This is a genomic window from Clostridioides sp. ZZV14-6154 (genome assembly GCF_020657785.1).
In the GTDB taxonomy this organism is placed as follows: domain Bacteria; phylum Bacillota; class Clostridia; order Peptostreptococcales; family Peptostreptococcaceae; genus Clostridioides.
Genome location: NZ_JAGWCY010000008.1, coordinates 115,168 through 131,296 on the forward strand (window position 1 = coordinate 115,168; position 16,129 = coordinate 131,296).

The 16,129-nt window shown below is 27.5% G+C and carries 13 protein-coding genes; 11 read left to right on the top strand and 2 right to left on the bottom strand.

Features of this window, described 5'->3' with window-relative positions; all coding sequences use genetic code 11:
- The first annotated feature begins 75 nt into the window (after positions 1-75).
- Positions 76-993 carry a putative RNA methyltransferase gene (locus tag KGF45_RS15250; RefSeq protein WP_227842849.1) on the top strand — a complete coding sequence of 306 codons (918 nt, stop codon included), beginning with the start codon at positions 76-78 and terminating at the stop codon, positions 991-993.
- A gap of 217 nt (positions 994-1,210) precedes the next feature.
- Here the strand turns inward: KGF45_RS15250 and KGF45_RS15255 are convergent, their stop codons facing one another.
- On the bottom strand, positions 1,211-1,990 hold the full coding sequence (locus tag KGF45_RS15255; protein ID WP_227842850.1) for a hypothetical protein: 780 nt from the start codon (positions 1,988-1,990) through the stop codon (positions 1,211-1,213).
- 295 nt (positions 1,991-2,285) lie between these two features.
- On the opposite strand from KGF45_RS15255, the gene KGF45_RS15260 reads away from it, so the two are divergent.
- The 5 genes from KGF45_RS15260 (at position 2,286) to KGF45_RS15280 (ending at position 6,920) form a co-directional block, all read left to right on the top strand.
- Positions 2,286-2,831, top strand: coding sequence for a biotin transporter BioY (locus tag KGF45_RS15260; protein ID WP_227829577.1), 546 nt, complete (start codon positions 2,286-2,288; stop codon positions 2,829-2,831).
- 19 nt (positions 2,832-2,850) lie between these two features.
- The gene (locus KGF45_RS15265) at positions 2,851-3,987 is read left to right on the top strand and encodes a thiolase family protein (protein ID WP_227829576.1); all 1,137 of its coding nucleotides are present in this window, start codon (positions 2,851-2,853) and stop codon (positions 3,985-3,987) included.
- A gap of 3 nt (positions 3,988-3,990) precedes the next feature.
- Positions 3,991-5,382 carry an AMP-binding protein gene (locus tag KGF45_RS15270; RefSeq protein ID WP_227842851.1) on the top strand — a complete coding sequence of 464 codons (1,392 nt, stop codon included), beginning with the start codon at positions 3,991-3,993 and terminating at the stop codon, positions 5,380-5,382.
- Between the two features lie 69 nt (positions 5,383-5,451).
- Positions 5,452-6,327 (top strand): dipicolinate synthase subunit DpsA, encoded by an 876-nt coding sequence (dpsA, locus tag KGF45_RS15275; protein WP_227842852.1) that lies wholly within the window; start codon positions 5,452-5,454, stop codon positions 6,325-6,327.
- Between the two features lie 2 nt (positions 6,328-6,329).
- Complete coding sequence (locus KGF45_RS15280) at positions 6,330-6,920, top strand: dipicolinate synthase subunit B (protein ID WP_227829573.1); 591 nt, start codon at positions 6,330-6,332, stop codon at positions 6,918-6,920.
- A gap of 131 nt (positions 6,921-7,051) precedes the next feature.
- Here the strand turns inward: KGF45_RS15280 and KGF45_RS15285 are convergent, their stop codons facing one another.
- The gene (locus KGF45_RS15285) at positions 7,052-7,240 is read right to left on the bottom strand and encodes a hypothetical protein (RefSeq protein WP_227842853.1); all 189 of its coding nucleotides are present in this window, start codon (positions 7,238-7,240) and stop codon (positions 7,052-7,054) included.
- A gap of 556 nt (positions 7,241-7,796) precedes the next feature.
- Here KGF45_RS15285 and adhE point away from each other — a divergent pair.
- From adhE to tnpA, 5 genes are all read left to right on the top strand, one after another.
- The gene (gene adhE, locus KGF45_RS15290) at positions 7,797-10,400 is read left to right on the top strand and encodes a bifunctional acetaldehyde-CoA/alcohol dehydrogenase (RefSeq protein ID WP_227842856.1); all 2,604 of its coding nucleotides are present in this window, start codon (positions 7,797-7,799) and stop codon (positions 10,398-10,400) included.
- A 270-nt stretch (positions 10,401-10,670) separates the two neighbouring features.
- Positions 10,671-12,890 (top strand): EAL domain-containing protein, encoded by a 2,220-nt coding sequence (locus KGF45_RS15295; RefSeq protein WP_227829571.1) that lies wholly within the window; start codon positions 10,671-10,673, stop codon positions 12,888-12,890.
- Between the two features lie 245 nt (positions 12,891-13,135).
- Positions 13,136-13,798, top strand: coding sequence for a B3/4 domain-containing protein (locus tag KGF45_RS15300; protein ID WP_227829570.1), 663 nt, complete (start codon positions 13,136-13,138; stop codon positions 13,796-13,798).
- Between the two features lie 377 nt (positions 13,799-14,175).
- The gene (locus KGF45_RS15305) at positions 14,176-15,585 is read left to right on the top strand and encodes a L,D-transpeptidase family protein (RefSeq protein WP_227829569.1); all 1,410 of its coding nucleotides are present in this window, start codon (positions 14,176-14,178) and stop codon (positions 15,583-15,585) included.
- Between the two features lie 283 nt (positions 15,586-15,868).
- A partial coding sequence (tnpA, locus tag KGF45_RS15310) for an IS200/IS605 family transposase (RefSeq protein WP_227842854.1) occupies positions 15,869-16,129 on the top strand: 261 nt, incomplete at its 3' end.

The window sequence follows — 16,129 nt, forward strand, 5'->3', positions numbered from 1 at the left end:
AGAAACATACCTTATATAAGTAGCCATAATTTCGTGCTATTTAAATTAAATAGTAAATTTGAGGAGATTATGGAGATGAAACAAAATATAAGTAATGAAGGTAAAAAGATTGTTGGAAAATTAAAAAGGATAGAAATTGCTAAATTACTACTTAATGAAAATATAGATGTATTCAAATGTCCACTTTGTAAAGAAGATATGATTACAATTGATAAAAATAGCATGGGATGTATAAATAATCATTGCTTTGATATATCCAAAAAGGGATATGTTAACTTATTAAATAGTAATACTAAAACTATTTATGATAAAGAACTATTTGAATCAAGACATGAAATATATAATTCTAAAGCATATGATAATTTAACAGAAGAAATAAAGTCTGCAATTCATAACTACACTTTAGATAAAAATATTAACTATATTTTAGATGCTGGATGTGGAGAAGGATATTTCTTAAATAAATTATATGAAGATAAAAATATTAATAATATATGTAAATTAATTGGAATTGACATAGCTAAAGAAGGTATTTCTATAGCTACAAGAGGAGAGAATGAAATTATATGGTGTATTTCAGATTTGTCAAATCTACCATTTAAAGATAATAAGTTTGATGTAATATTAAATATACTTTCTCCTGCAAATTATAAGGAATTTACAAGGGTTTTAAATGATGATGGAATAATAGTAAAGATTGTCCCAGAATTAAATTATTTAAAAGAAATAAGGACAAATATACAGGGAAATATAAAGAATAATGATTATGACAATAAAAACATTGTAGCTGTATTTAAAAAACATCTAAGTGTAGTTTATGAAAATAGAATCAATTATAAAACTGATGTCAGTGTATTAAATTTAATGAATTTGGTTAAAATGACTCCTTTAACATCAACATTAGATGAAGAAGAAATTTTAAAGTTGATAAAGTCAGGGATATCTAATATAACAATTGATTTAAGAGTTATGGTTGGTATACTAAAGAAATAGAAAATAGAATTTGTCCAAACTTAATAAAAATTATATTACTAAAAATTGCTATGAAACTAGTTTAATAATATTTAATTTCATAGCAATTTTAATTACCATTAAAGTGTCTATATAAAAATTATTTATGTTATATTTCCAAATATGTCCCCAAAAATTTCTATAATAATATTTAATAACAGAGTATTATTATTTGAAATTATTTTAAAAATATAAGATATTAAAGCTTAAAGTATTCTTTTTGAGATGAATTTATTTTAGAGCCACAATTGCTACAGCAATAAGATGTTGAAACATATCCAAATTCTTCAGTATTCTCATTAAAGTCCATTTTTTTCTTTGCAATAATTCCTACTTTAGTTAAACTAGAACCACAATTATCACAGTTTTGAATTTTACATATACTATACAATTTGTCAGTAGTTACATTTTCTATTGATTTATCACAATTACAACATTTAATAGAAGTAATCTCATTAGATACTTCAACAGGTTCGGCATCTTGAAAAGAAAATTTATATGTTATATCATTTGATACTCTGTAACCTGTATCAAAAATATTAGTATTACAGTTTGGACACATGTATTTTGGAATATATACATCTTTCTTTCCAAAAGTATCTTTCTCAGTATTGTGATTTAAATCATCTAAAGAGGCGTTTTCACCTATGGTATCTTCTTTATTTAAGTTTAAAAGATAATTATAAATCTTTTTATCTTCATTTTGTTTTGCTGTGTCTAAAAAATGACTCATTATATTTGGATAGTCTTTATTTTTTGATGGCATATTTAAATCTATATAATTATTTTCAATTGCAAAAGATAGTATATTGTAATAATCATATTTTACTGCAAAAAATAATAACATTTCATCAAAAATTTTATCTACTATTTTGTCAGAAATACTTATCCAAAAATCTGGGGATTCTAAATAAACTTTCTTACTAAGCTCATCTAGTTCTTTATCTATGTTGTTTAATTGATTTTCATTAGTTTTCATATTGTCACTTCCTTGTTAATTTATTATATGAAATAAAATCTCATATAAAATATATCATATTATAATTTACAAGTATAGGGCAAATAGATTTGTTTATAAGTAAAATTTTATAAATAACCATTAAAACATAAAGGATTAGAAGCAAGTTTACTTATAAATTAAATGTAAACCTAAAATTGTATTGAAGTTGACAAAAAACTGTCTTTCTTTTATACTAAAACAAAGCCTTAATAGAGGGTTTATTATATGTACATATAAACTAAATTGAATAAGACATATGAAGGGAATTATAAAAATGAAAAATAATAGAGTAAATATTCAAGATTTAACTAAAATGTCAATATGTGTAGCATTATTATGTATATCATCCTATATATATATACCATTACCATTTACACCAGCAGGAGTAACAGCACAAACAATAATGATAAATCTAATAGCTTTAATATTAACTCCAAGACAAGCATTTAGTACAGTTGGTGTATACATAATGATAGGTTTAATTGGAATCCCTGTATTTGGTGGAGGTGCATCTGGAATTGGCAAATTACTAAGCCCAACAGGTGGTTTTTATTTTGGATTTTTATTTGCATCACTAATTATTAGCTTATTAAAAGGTAAAAATAATGATATTAAAAGATATATACCAATAACAATTTTTGTTGGTATGCCTATTATATATTTTATGGGAACAGTATTTATGTGTTACTTTAATCAAATGACAGTAGAAGCAGCCCTTTTTGCAGCAGTGGTACCATTTTTAATTGGAGATACGATAAAAGCAATTATTGCATCTTTTTTAGGTGTTAAATTAAATAACGTACTTAAAAGAAATCTATGATGAAGAGAGGATATAATGTATGGAAGATGTTTTTATATTAGGAGGATTAAGAAGTCATATAGGTTTAAAAAATGGAATTTTTCAATGTGTTCAACCAGAATTACTAGGAGCAAAGGTTTTAAAACATCTAATTGAAAAGTATGAGATTGATAAGATTGATGAGATTATATGTGGAAATGCAGTTGGTACAGGAGGTAATATCGCAAGATTAATGACTTTAACAGCGGGAATAGAAAGTGAAGTTCCTGCTTTTACTGTAGATATGCAATGTGCTTCTGCTATGATGAGTTTAGATATAGCATTTTCAAAGATTAAATCTGGGCAATGTGATTTAATTATTGCAGGAGGTTTTGAGAGTAGCTCTCTACAACCAATGCGTACATATCATAAAAATGATAAAAGATATAATATCAATAATCCAAGCTATGCAGTTGCTCAATTTTCTCCAGATGATAATAGTGAGAATAGTATGCTCGAAGGTGCAGAAAGAGTGGCAAAGTTATATAAAATTGAGAAAGAAGAATTAGATTATTGGGTAAAAGAAAGTCATAGAAGAGCAAAAAACACAAGAGAAGAAGAATTTCTTGAAGATATTATATCTCCTATAGATAGCAATACATATGATGAAGGTATACGTGATAAAATGAGCCAAAGATTATTAGATAGGATACCTTCGATTTTAGGAAAGGGAAGTATTACAAATGCAGCAAATGCATGTCTTATTAATGATGGAGCTTCATTTCTTATACTGTGTTCTAAAAGATATTTAGAGACTACAAAAAAGAATCCAAAAGCTAAAGTTATTAACTCTTGTACAATAGGAACAGAGCCACATTTAAGCCCAACATCTGCTATGAAAGCTATGGAGAGGATTTTAGAGATAGAAAAGCTTAACTATATGGACATATCTGCGATTGAATTTAATGAAGCATTTGCAGTTATAGATGTTTTATTTCAAAGAAAATATCCAGCATTAATAGATAGGTATAATATATTTGGAGGGGCTTTAGCATATGGTCATCCATATGGTGCTTCTGGTGCAATTATTGCGTTACATCTTTTAAAAGCACTTGAAAAAACTAATGGAAGGTATGGAATTTGCTCTATAGCAGCTGCTGGGGGATTAGGCTCTGCTTTATTGATTGAAAGGGTGTAGATTATGAATTACTATGAACTTTTGAAAGTAAAAAGAAACAGCTATAAAGATAAAGATTTTTTGATTATAGATGGAGAAAAGTATACTTATGACAGTATATTAAGAGATAGTGAGGAGATTGGGAGACAAATTTCTATAGGTGAAAATATTCCTGTTTTAATTTATTCTAAAAATATAAAGTTCCAATTAGTAAGTTTTTTAGGTGTTAACTATTCAAATAATGTGCCTATCATTTGTCATTATAATCTTTCTAAAAGAGTATTAAGTGATATTTTAATAAAGAATAATATTTCAGTTGTTATATCTGATGAGAATATAGATATAAATGATTTATCTAATGGTAGTTGCAATAGGATATTAAAGATAACTAATTCTTCTACAGACCATCACAGTATAAATGTATATCAATATAATAATATCTTAGACTATTTAGATAAAGAAATTTGTATGGGAGCTTTATCTTCAGGCTCTACAAATGTCCCAAAAGTATTATATAGAACATATGAAAGCTGGGCTGGATTTTTTCCTATACAAAATGAAGTTTTCCATATTTATGAGGACTCTGTTTTGTTTATCAATGGAACACTTAGTTTTACAGGAAATCTAAATTCTATAATGTCAGTACTCTATGAAGGTGGTAGTATTGTAATAAGTTCAGTTTTAAATTATAAAACATGGATAAATGCAATAAAACAATACAATATAACTAACATATATCTTATACCTACAAAACTTCAGTTATTGGTTAAATATTTAAGTGAGACAATAGTTAAAGTTAGAAGTGTTTTTACAGGTTCTCAATTGTTGTTTGAGGATGCAGCAAGAAAAATAAAAAAATATATGCCAGACTCTGAAATAATTTTATATTATGGAGCAAGTGAATTAAACTACATTACATATTTGTGTTATGATGAATTGATTGAGAAACCATTAAGTATAGGTAAGCCATTTCCAAAAATAGATGTATATATTAAGAACAGAATAATTTTTGTAAATACCGAATATGCAGTATATAATGCATCAGAGCCTTATTCTGTCAATGACATTGGATATTTTGATGATGATGGATATTTGATATTTGAAGGAAGAAGTGATGATGTTGTAAATATTGGTGGATTTAAAGTTAGTTCTACTAAAGTTGAAAATGTAGTCAAAAGAATTCCTCAAATTGAAGATGCAGTTGCATTACCTTATTTAGATACTATAAGGGGAAGTCAAATTGCATTATTTGTAACAACCATAGATAAAATTACAAAGAAGGATTTATTGACTAAGATTAGAAATTATTTAATTAGAAATGAAATTCCAAGAAAAATTATTTTTTTAGATTCATTACCATATACATCTTCTGAAAAGATAGATAGATTAGCATTATTAGCAATGTTAGAAGTATAATATTTAATAATTTTAGTGAACCAATATATTGATAAAAACATATTGTATATAGTAAAGGAGGCTTACAATATGTCAAATCAATACGATATAACTGTTATAGGCGGAGACCTGCGACAAGTGTACATGGTAAAAAAACTAATTAATAAAGGATATTCTGTAGTTGTATATGGAATAGCAAATGAAATTGTAAATGGAATCGCTGGAAAAGCAACTTCACTAGCTGAAGCACTATCCAAAAGTTCCATTATTTTATGTCCAATTCCATTTACAAAAAATCAATTTAGTATTGAAAATACTGATGGTTGTCTTGATGCTACTATTGATAACTTGTTAATTAACTTATCTCCTAATCAAATACTATTTGGAGGCAACATACCAACTAAAGTTTACAAATTTTGTGAGCAACACTCTATTCAGGTTTATGATTTTATGAAGATGAATGATGTTGCTATTTTAAATGCAGTTGCTACAGCTGAAGGAGCCATATCAGAAGCGATTAAAAGAAGTATAATCAATATGCACCAAAGTAACTGTCTAGTACTAGGCTTCGGAAGATGTGCACAAATACTTGCTAAAAAATTATATGCTTTAGATGCAAATGTATGTGTTGGAGCAAGAAATAATGATGCAAGGAGTACGGCTAATGCATTTGGGTATTCTAGTATTTCTTTAAATCAACTAGATGAAAATCTTTCAAAGTTTGATTATATTTTTAATACCATACCAGAATGTATTTTAACGAAAGAGAAATTAGAAAAAGTATCACGAGAAGTAACTATTATAGATATAGCTTCTTCTCCTGGTGGATTAGATTATTCTGCTACACAAAATTTAGGTATTAATGCAAATCTTTGTCTTGGGCTTCCTGGTAAATACTCACCAAAGACATCTGGTGAAATTCTTGTTAACGCTATAGAAAATATTATAAATGAAAGAAGGGATTAGAGATGAAACTTGAAGGACTTACAATTGGAGTAGGATTTACTGGTTCGTTTTGTACTTATGATAAAATATTTATAGAGTTAGAGAATTTGGTAAAAGCAGGAGCAAATGTGCACACGATATTTTCAGATGTATCACAAAATATAGATTGTAGATTTGGAAATTCTGAAGAATTTATGAAAAAAGCATATGAACTGACAGGAAATAAACCTATTGTTACAATTGAAGAAGCAGAACCATTTGGACCTAAAGGAATTGCTGATATTATAATAATAGCCCCTTGTACTGGCAATACTGCCGCTAAGTTAGCAAATGGTATTACGGACTCTCCAGTATTGATGGCAGCAAAGGGTCATCTTCGCAATGATAAACCACTTGTAATCTCAATATCAACTAATGATGCTCTAAGTTTTAATTTCAAAAATATTGGTATTCTTCTTAACTCTAAAAATATATATTTTGTACCTTTTGGTCAAGATAATTGTAATACAAAGCCTAATTCTATGATTGCACATACAGAGTTAATAATTCCAACTATAGAGCTTGCTCTTGATAATAAACAGTTACAACCTGTTATAAAAAGTCCACATCAATAGATTAGTGATGTAATATGATATATGTGTATGATTAGTAATATTAACAAAGTCCAGCAATCTTATTTGCTGGACTTTAACTTGTAATATATTAAAATTATTTACTTAAACTAATTTATAAATTGGAATTTATATTACTTTGCATTTTTAAATATCAAACTTGTTGTACTTGATACAAAACAAGCACACATAATTAAAATAAATACTGAAAGCCCTCTAATAAACAAATTATCTACATAATAAGTTACTACACCAATACCACAAATGGCTGAAATTGTACTCATAACTAAAGATAAAATGCTAATTATTTTTAATTTTTTCATCCTTAATTCCTCCTATAAATTTTAAGTTTATCTATACGATATTAAATATATTTTATTTCACAGTATATAAAAATTATCAGTGTATATATCTTTAATTATAGTATATATTATATCTGTTTGTATATCTCAGAGTATTTAATTTAATTTGATCTTTAAGCCTTTGTTTTCTTCTTAAAGTATTTTTTTCTTTATAACTTTTATACAATACCATCCTTGAAAAAAGAATCTTTTAATTTTTTCATTAAAAAAATAAAAACATAAGTGTTAAAAAAATAACGTTATCCTTAAGCATTGAGATGAATTTGTTTATAACTTATATAAAAAATAAAGTGATATATAGTTAATTTAGATATTTGTAAAGAATAATAGTATTAATATGAATAATATAAGACTAAATAAAAAATAAAATGTTAAAAAAATAACTTGAAAATGTAAAAACAACGTGTTATACTGTTAATAAATTAACATAAAAAAGAAGATTATACTATTCTAGGAGGGCATTGAAATGGCTAATAAAGAACAAGTTATAATAGAAAATAAAAGGGGAGAAGAAGCTATGGTAGATAATTCAGGTGTTGTAAATAATGTTGAAAATCTAGTTAAAAAATTAGCAAAAATTAGAGAAGCTCAAAAAATCTTTGCTACATACACTCAAGAACAGGTAGATAAGATTTTTTTAGCAGCATCTTTAGCAGCTAATAAGCAAAGAATTCCTCTAGCTATAATGGCACAAAAAGAAACTGGTATGGGAATTGCCGAGGATAAAGTTATAAAGAATCACTATGCATCAGAGTATATATACAATGCATATAAAGAAACTAAAACTTGTGGTGTTATAGAGAGAGATGAAGCCTTTGGCCTGACTAAAATAGCTGAGCCAATAGGAGTTGTTGCAGCAGTTATACCTACAACTAATCCAACTTCTACTGCTATATTTAAATCACTTTTAGCTCTAAAAACTAGAAATGGAATAATATTTTCTCCACATCCAAGAGCAAAAAATTCTACTATAGAGGCGGCAAAGGTAGTTCTTGAAGCTGCTGTTTTGGCTGGAGCTCCTGAAGGTATAATTGGATGGATTGATGAGCCATCTTTGGAATTAACTACGACTGTTATGAAGGAAGTTGACTTAACTCTTGCTACAGGAGGCCCTGGAATGGTTAAATCAGCATATTCATCTGGAAAACCAGCTATTGGAGTTGGTGCAGGTAATACGCCAGCAATAATTGATGGCAGTGCAGATATAAAAACTGCTGTAAATTCAATTCTTGTATCTAAGACATTCGATAATGGTATGATATGTGCTTCTGAACAATCAGTTATAGTATTAGAAAATATATATAATGAAGTTAAAAAAGAATTTAAAGAGCGTGGTGCTTACTTATTAAATAAAGAAGAAACAGAAAAATTAAGAAATGTAATTTTAGTAAATGGAGGATTAAACTCTAAAATCGTTGGCCAAACAGCTTGTACAATAGCAACACTAGCAGGTTTTGAAGTTCCAGTTGATGCTAAAGTTTTAATAGGTGAAGTTGAATCAGTTGAAATAGAAGAAGCTTTTGCTCATGAGAAACTTTCACCAGTACTTGCAATGTATAAAGCAAACAACTTTGATGATGCAGTTAGTAAAGCAGAAAAATTAGTAGAAGATGGAGGGTTTGGTCATACATCTTCATTATATATTGACGATGTAAATCAGAGAGAAAAGCTTGATAAATTTACTAAAGCTATGAAAACTTGTAGAATTTTAATTAATACTCCTTCTTCTCAAGGTGGTATAGGTGATTTATATAATTTTAAACTAGCTCCTTCTCTTACTCTAGGATGTGGTTCTTGGGGTGGAAATTCAGTATCTGAAAATGTAGGAGTTAAGCACTTACTTAATATTAAGACAGTAGCTGAGAGGAGAGAAAATATGCTTTGGTTTAGAGCACCAGAAAAAGTTTATTTTAAAAAAGGTTGTTTAGGAGTGGCGTTAAAAGAACTTAAAGATGTAATGGATAAAAAGAGAGCTTTTATTGTAACAGATACATTCCTTTACAATAATGGATATACTAAAACAGTTACTGACTTATTAGATGAAATGAACATCAAGCATACTACTTTCTTTGAAGTTGAACCAGACCCAACTTTAGAATGTGCTAAGATAGGTGCTAAAGCTATGAGAGAGTTCAATCCAGATGTAATAATATCTATAGGTGGAGGAAGTGCAATGGATGCAGGTAAGATAATGTGGACATTATATGAGCATCCAGAAGTAGATTTCCAAGACCTAGCAATGAGATTTATGGATATAAGAAAAAGAGTGTATACTTTCCCTAAAATGGGTGAAAAAGCTAGTTTTGTAGCTATACCAACATCAGCAGGTACTGGTTCAGAAGTAACTCCATTTGCAGTTATAACTGACCAAGATACAGGGGTGAAATATCCATTAGCAGATTATGAGTTGATGCCAAATATGGCTATAGTTGATGCTGATATGATGATGAATATGCCAAAAGGATTAACTTCTGCTTCTGGTATTGATGCTTTAACTCATGCACTAGAAGCATATGTATCTATGCTTGCAACTGACTATACAAATGGTCTAGCTTTACAAGCCATTAAGAGCATATTTGAATATCTTCCACGTGCATACGATAATGGAGCAAAAGACTCAGAAGCAAGAGAAAAAATGGCAAATGCTTCTACAATGGCGGGAATGGCTTTTGCAAATGCATTTTTAGGTGTTTGTCACTCTATGGCTCACAAGTTAGGTGCTTTCCATCATGTACCACATGGTGTTGCAAATGCTCTTTTAATAACAGATGTTATGAAATTTAATTCTTCTAATGCACCAAAGAAAATGGGAGCTTTCTCTCAATATAAGTATCCAGAGGCATTAAAGAGATACGCTGAAATAGCTTCATTCTTAGGATTAAAAGGAAATTCTGATGAAGAAAAATTCCAAAGTTTATTGATAGCTATTGAAGATTTAAAGAGTAAAGTTGGTATTCCTAAAACTATAAAAGAATTTGGGGTTGAGGAATCTAAATTTATAGATTCACTAGATGAAATGGTGATTCAAGCATTTGATGACCAATGTACAGGTGCGAATCCAAGATATCCTCTTATGAATGAAATAAAAGAAATGTATCTAAATTCATATTATGGAAAATAAATTTACTATAAAACTTACTATAAAATAAATAAACTAAAACCCTATATACATGAGATATATAATCTCATGTATATAGGGTTTTTTATTTGAAAAAATATAAATAGTTTTAAAACTTTAATTCAAAATTTAATTAAAGAATGTTATTATAATAATTAGAATGAATCTATATGTAATATTTAGATATATTTGTATGTAAGATAAGTAATAAATTTGTATTAAAAAAGATATAAATAGGGATATAAAGTGTTGACTAATTAAGGGAGGGGTAAGATGACTAAAAGAAATAAAAGTGTTACATTAATTATAATTCTCTTATTGGCATCATTATTTCTGATATTAGGATATCTATATATAGAAGATACAAGAAATCTTCTTATATCAGAGGCAGAAGTACATATAAAAGAAGTTGCAATACAAGGTTCTCAATTAGCACAAAGACAAATTGAAAAAGATTTAGATATTTTAAATATTTTTTCAAGTTATTATACTTCAAATCCAAACATGTCTAATGAAGAAAAAATAAAAAAGCTTTTAGATGAAATGGAAAACCAAAAATTTTATACTATGGCAATTGTTGATATAAATGGGAATGCAGAAAATACTAAGGGTAATAAGTTTTCTGTTAAAGATAGAGAATTCTTTAAAAATTCAATTAATGGCAAAGAGTATGTTTCAAGTCCATATGTTGATGAAGTAAATAAGTCTGTAAAAAAGATTGCTATCTCAGTACCAATATTAAATAATGATAAAGTAGTTGGAGTTTTATATTGTACTTATGATGTCAATACTCTAATGAAACTTATAAATGTATCTTTTTATGAAAATAATAGTATATCTTATGTTGTAAAAAATAATGGGACAGTTATACTTCATCCTCAACAAGATAGATTGTCAAAGAATATTTATGAATTATTAAAACAGGATAATGACATTGAAGATGTAAATCAATTAAAAAAACAATTAGAAAAAAATAAAATAGGTGCAGCAATTTTAAATATGTCAGGAGAAAGACGATACCTAGGATATGCTACTATGGATAATGGGAAGAGCAAAGATAATTATATAAATGATTGGAACTTGATTTTTTCAATTCCAGAAAGTGTTATATTTCGTAATTCTGAGCAAATTATTAAGAGAGCTGTATATGCAGTGTTATTGATTATATTTGTGTTTATTGCAATTATTTTCTATATAATGTACATAAAAAAATCTAATGAAAAAGAAATATTGAGGTTAGCATATGAAGATAGAGTTACACATATAGGAAATCAAAATAAATTTTATAGAGAATGTAGTAAGTGTCTTTTAAATAAACCATCTTTAAATTATATTATAGTATATTTTGATATTGATAATTTTAAAATGATTAATGATACTTTTGGATATGAATTTGGTGATAATCTATTAATTACTATAGCAAGAGCTTTAAAAGAGGAATTAACAGAAGGTGAAATATATGCACGCCTTTCAAGTGATTATTTTGCTATTTTCTGTGAATATAAAAATGGAAGAAATAAAATTATAAAAAAACTTGATAGTATACGAAATAATATTGAAAATAATCTAAATACAGTATTTGAAATTTCTCTTTGTGTGGGTATTTACTTCGTAGAAGAAGGAGAAGTAGATGCTCAAAAGGCTGTAAATAAAGCTAATATGGCGAGGTCTGTTGCCAAAGGTAAAAATATAAACTATGCTATTTATAACGAAGATGTTAGAAATAAGCTTAGTGAGGAATCTATAATTTTAGATGATATAAAGACAGCATTAGTAAAGAATCAATTTGAAGTTTATTATCAACCTAAGTTTTCACTTGTAAATGGTGATATGATAGGAAGTGAAGCACTGATAAGATGGAATCATCCTGAACATGGTTTTATAAGTCCAGCTATATTTATTCCAATAGCAGAAAAAAGTCAATTGATTTTAAAAATAGGTAGATTTGTATTTGAAAGAGTCTGTATCGATTTATCTAAATGGGAAAAACAAGGTAAAAAATTAGTACCAGTTTCAGTAAATTTATCTAGAGTTGAGCTATATCAACCAGATATTGTAAAATTTATCAATATGACTATCCAAACATATAACATACATTCAAATTTAATTGAATTGGAGATAACAGAAACTGTAGCTATTAATGAATTAAATATATTAAAGAGTGTTTTAAATGAATTAAGAAAGTATGGATTTTCAATTTCTATGGATGATTTTGGGACAGGTTATTCTTCTATTAGTTGTCTAAGGGACATGCCAATTGATGTATTAAAATTAGATAAGTCTTTCCTTAATGGTATTGAAAATGATGAGAAAAGTCGTAATATAGCAAAGTCTATAGTATCTCTAGCAAAATCATTAGATTTAGTTGTAATTATAGAAGGTGTTGAGAGTAAGAAACAGGCTGAATTAATGAAACAATTTGGATGTGATCTAGTTCAGGGATTTTATTTTGCAAGACCAATGCCAGTTCAAAATTTTATGGAATTACTCTAAAAATAAAATTTAATTTTTTATATAAAACACTATTATATATGCTTGTATTTAATAAATGCTTGCTAGATAATTAGTGTTTTTTATTTTGTAATATTCATATATGAAGAAAGTAATTATCTTTTACAAAAATCTGTTAAAAATAAATTATTTTAAATATAAATATGTTATTAACAAAAGAATAGTACTATAATGTATAGATGATAAAAAACTTAACTAAAAATTTAATGTATAGGAGTTGTTTGAGTATGATAGATATAAGCATTGATAAAAAACTTAAGGACAAGTGGCCTGATGCAAAGTTAGGATGTATCCAAGCAAAAGTAGTAGTAAATAAAAGCTCAGAAAAGTTAATAAATGGGATAAATGAGTTTTGTAATATTTTAAATCAAAAGCTAGAAATTGAAGATATTACGAAATTGGATAAGATTAAAGATGCAAGAGATGCATATAAAGAACTTGGTAAAAATCCAAGTAGATATAGAACATCTTCAGAAGCATTAGTTAGAAGAATTGTTCAGGGGAAGGGTCTATATACAATAAATAATATAGTTGAAATAAATAATTTAATATCTATAAAATCACTATATCCAGTTGGTACATATAATATAGGTAAATTACATTCACCAATATGTTTTACTGTAGGTGATGAAGGCGAGCAGTATAAAGGTATTGGAAAAGAGTTGATAAATATAGAAAATCTACCTATACTATCTGATTCATTAGGTAAATTTGGAAGTCCAACCAGTGATTCTGAGAGAGCTATGATAACAACAGATGTAAATGAAATACTAATTTGTATATTTTCATTTAGTCCAGAATCAGATATTGAAGAGTATTTTGGATACGCTAAGGATTTACTTAAAGAATACGCAGATGGGAAGGACATAGAAACTAAAATAATTAAATAATAATTATATAAAATGTATATAACAACGTTATGTTAAGTTGGATACTAATATATAAGAATAAATCAAAAAAGGAAACTAACAATATATTAGTTTCTTTTTTTGAAAATAGTAGTTTAATGTCACAAAAATAGACAGATAGCCACACTGAAACTTAAAAGTATGGTAATATATTATGTAGCAGAGGTTATGTTTAAGGGATTTTGAAAGGAGGTATTAACAATAAGCATTTTATCTAAAAGATAAAGTAGTATCATGTAAATAACTCTATCTTCAAAAATATAAATTAATAATATAATAGTTTGGGTATATAGAAGAAATAAGGTTTTTTAAAAACTAGTAAAGTACATAGGTAATTATAATGAAGAAAGGATTTAGTTATGATTGAAGGAAAAGAAGCAAAACAAGAAAGTGGGCAAAAAAATCTAAAAGTTAAGATAGCTATAGTAGTAGGTGTTTTGATTGTAGCTTATATAGGGATGGCAATCTTTTTTAGAAATCATTTTTACTTTGGTACTACTATTAATGGTGTGAAAGCATCAGGAAAGACAGTTGAACAAGTAAATGATTTATTAACATCAAGTACTAATTCTTATACTTTAAGTCTAGAGGAAAGAAACAATAAAAAAGAACAAATAAAATCAAAAGATATAGACTTAAAGTTTACACCAGATGATAAGGTTCAAAAAATAAAAGATAACCAAAGTGCATTTGGGTGGATTGGTGGAATATTTAAATCTAAAGAGTATAATAATATGGTAACTCTTTCATATGATAAAGATTTACTAGAAAAAAGGTTTAATGCTTTATCTTGTTTTGATAGTAAAAATGTTGTAGAGCCTAAGAGTGCATACCCTAAGTATGATAGCAGTAAAAATGCTTATGCTATAGTACCAGAGGTACTTGGAAACAAAGTAAAAAAAGATGATTTTTATAAACTAGTACAAAAATCAATTAATTCTGGTGTTACTTCTGTTTCTTTAGAGGAAAGTAAAATATATGAAGCTCCAAACAATACAAAGGATTCAGAAAAGTTAAAAGAAGCTATTAAGACATTAGATAAATATGTCAGTGTAGTTGTTACATATGATTTTAGTGACCGTAAGGAAACTTTAGACGGTTCTGAGATTAATAAATGGTTAAAAGTAGATTCAGAAAAAAATTATGACATAACTTTCGATAATGATGCGATGGTAGAGTATACAAGAGGATTAAGCAAAAAATATAGTACTTTTGGAGATTCAAGACCATTTAAAACTGCAACTGGTAAAGAGATTACTATTTCAGGTGGAATTTATGGATGGTTGATAGATAAAAAGAAAGAAGCTGAAGCTTTAGTTGATGTTGTAAAAGCTGGGAAAAATGTTACAAGAGAACCTATCTACATGCAAAAAGCTGTATCTCGTAATAAAGATGATATTGGTAATACCTATGTTGAGATTAGTCTTTCTGGCCAACACATGTGGTTCTTTAAAAATGGAGAAATGCTTGTATCAACAGATGTTGTAACAGGAAGTTTAGCTAGGGGATTTGCTACACCATCAGGTATATATCCTCTTAACTATAAAGCTAGAAATGTTTCTTTAACTGGTCAAGGCTATAGTTCACCTGTAAGTTATTGGCTTCCATTTAATGGAAATATAGGAATTCATGATGCTACTTGGAGAAGTTCTTTTGGTGGAGGTATATATAGATCTTCAGGTTCACATGGATGTGTAAATACACCTTTTTCTAAGGCAAAGAAAATATATGAAAATATAGAACCAGGTACACCAATTATTTTATACTAGTAAATGTACTGTTTATAACGATTAAGTGAAGTCATCTTAGTTTTTTTTAGATGGCTTCTTTTTTATATAGAAAGGAATGTATATAATGAATGAAAAATTAATTAAAATTTTAGATGAAGCAAAGAAAGATTCAGAGTTTAACCTATAATGGCGAAATTCCTCTTCCTCGCCATAGGAGGTGGAAGATGTAAGCCTAACCGATAGGTTATTTATTTTACTTGATTTTCAAAAAAATGTATTGTACTATAAAATCAGTAGTAAAAACTGAAAGGAAGTAATTGCAATGAAATTAGATAGTAATAATCATTCAGTATTCTTATTACGCTATCACTTAGTTATGTGTATAAAATATAGAAGAAAAGTAATAGATAACTCTATATCAGATAGACTAAAAGATATATTTGTAGATATCTCCCCAAATTATGGAGTGGAGTTGCTAGAATGGAATCATGATATTGACCATGTGCACTTGTTATTCAAAGCAAAACCAAATACAGAGATATCTAAACTGCTAAATGCTTATAAATCAGCATCAAGTAGAAGA

Bases quoted from the DNA above. Each gene is read 5' to 3' on its own strand.
- KGF45_RS15255 (WP_227842850.1), bottom strand. From the start codon at position 1,990: ATGAAAACTAATGAAAATCAATTAAACAACATAGATAAAGAACTAGAT.
- KGF45_RS15260 (WP_227829577.1), top strand. From the start codon at position 2,286: ATGAAAAATAATAGAGTAAATATTCAAGATTTAACTAAAATGTCAATA.
- KGF45_RS15280 (WP_227829573.1), top strand. From the start codon at position 6,330: ATGAAACTTGAAGGACTTACAATTGGAGTAGGATTTACTGGTTCGTTT.
- KGF45_RS15270 (WP_227842851.1), top strand. From the start codon at position 3,991: ATGAATTACTATGAACTTTTGAAAGTAAAAAGAAACAGCTATAAAGAT.
- KGF45_RS15285 (WP_227842853.1), bottom strand. From the start codon at position 7,240: ATGAAAAAATTAAAAATAATTAGCATTTTATCTTTAGTTATGAGTACA.
- KGF45_RS15295 (WP_227829571.1), top strand. From the start codon at position 10,671: ATGACTAAAAGAAATAAAAGTGTTACATTAATTATAATTCTCTTATTG.
- dpsA (WP_227842852.1), top strand. From the start codon at position 5,452: ATGTCAAATCAATACGATATAACTGTTATAGGCGGAGACCTGCGACAA.
- KGF45_RS15300 (WP_227829570.1), top strand. From the start codon at position 13,136: ATGATAGATATAAGCATTGATAAAAAACTTAAGGACAAGTGGCCTGAT.
- adhE (WP_227842856.1), top strand. From the start codon at position 7,797: ATGGTAGATAATTCAGGTGTTGTAAATAATGTTGAAAATCTAGTTAAA.
- KGF45_RS15250 (WP_227842849.1), top strand. From the start codon at position 76: ATGAAACAAAATATAAGTAATGAAGGTAAAAAGATTGTTGGAAAATTA.
- KGF45_RS15305 (WP_227829569.1), top strand. From the start codon at position 14,176: ATGATTGAAGGAAAAGAAGCAAAACAAGAAAGTGGGCAAAAAAATCTA.
- KGF45_RS15265 (WP_227829576.1), top strand. From the start codon at position 2,851: ATGGAAGATGTTTTTATATTAGGAGGATTAAGAAGTCATATAGGTTTA.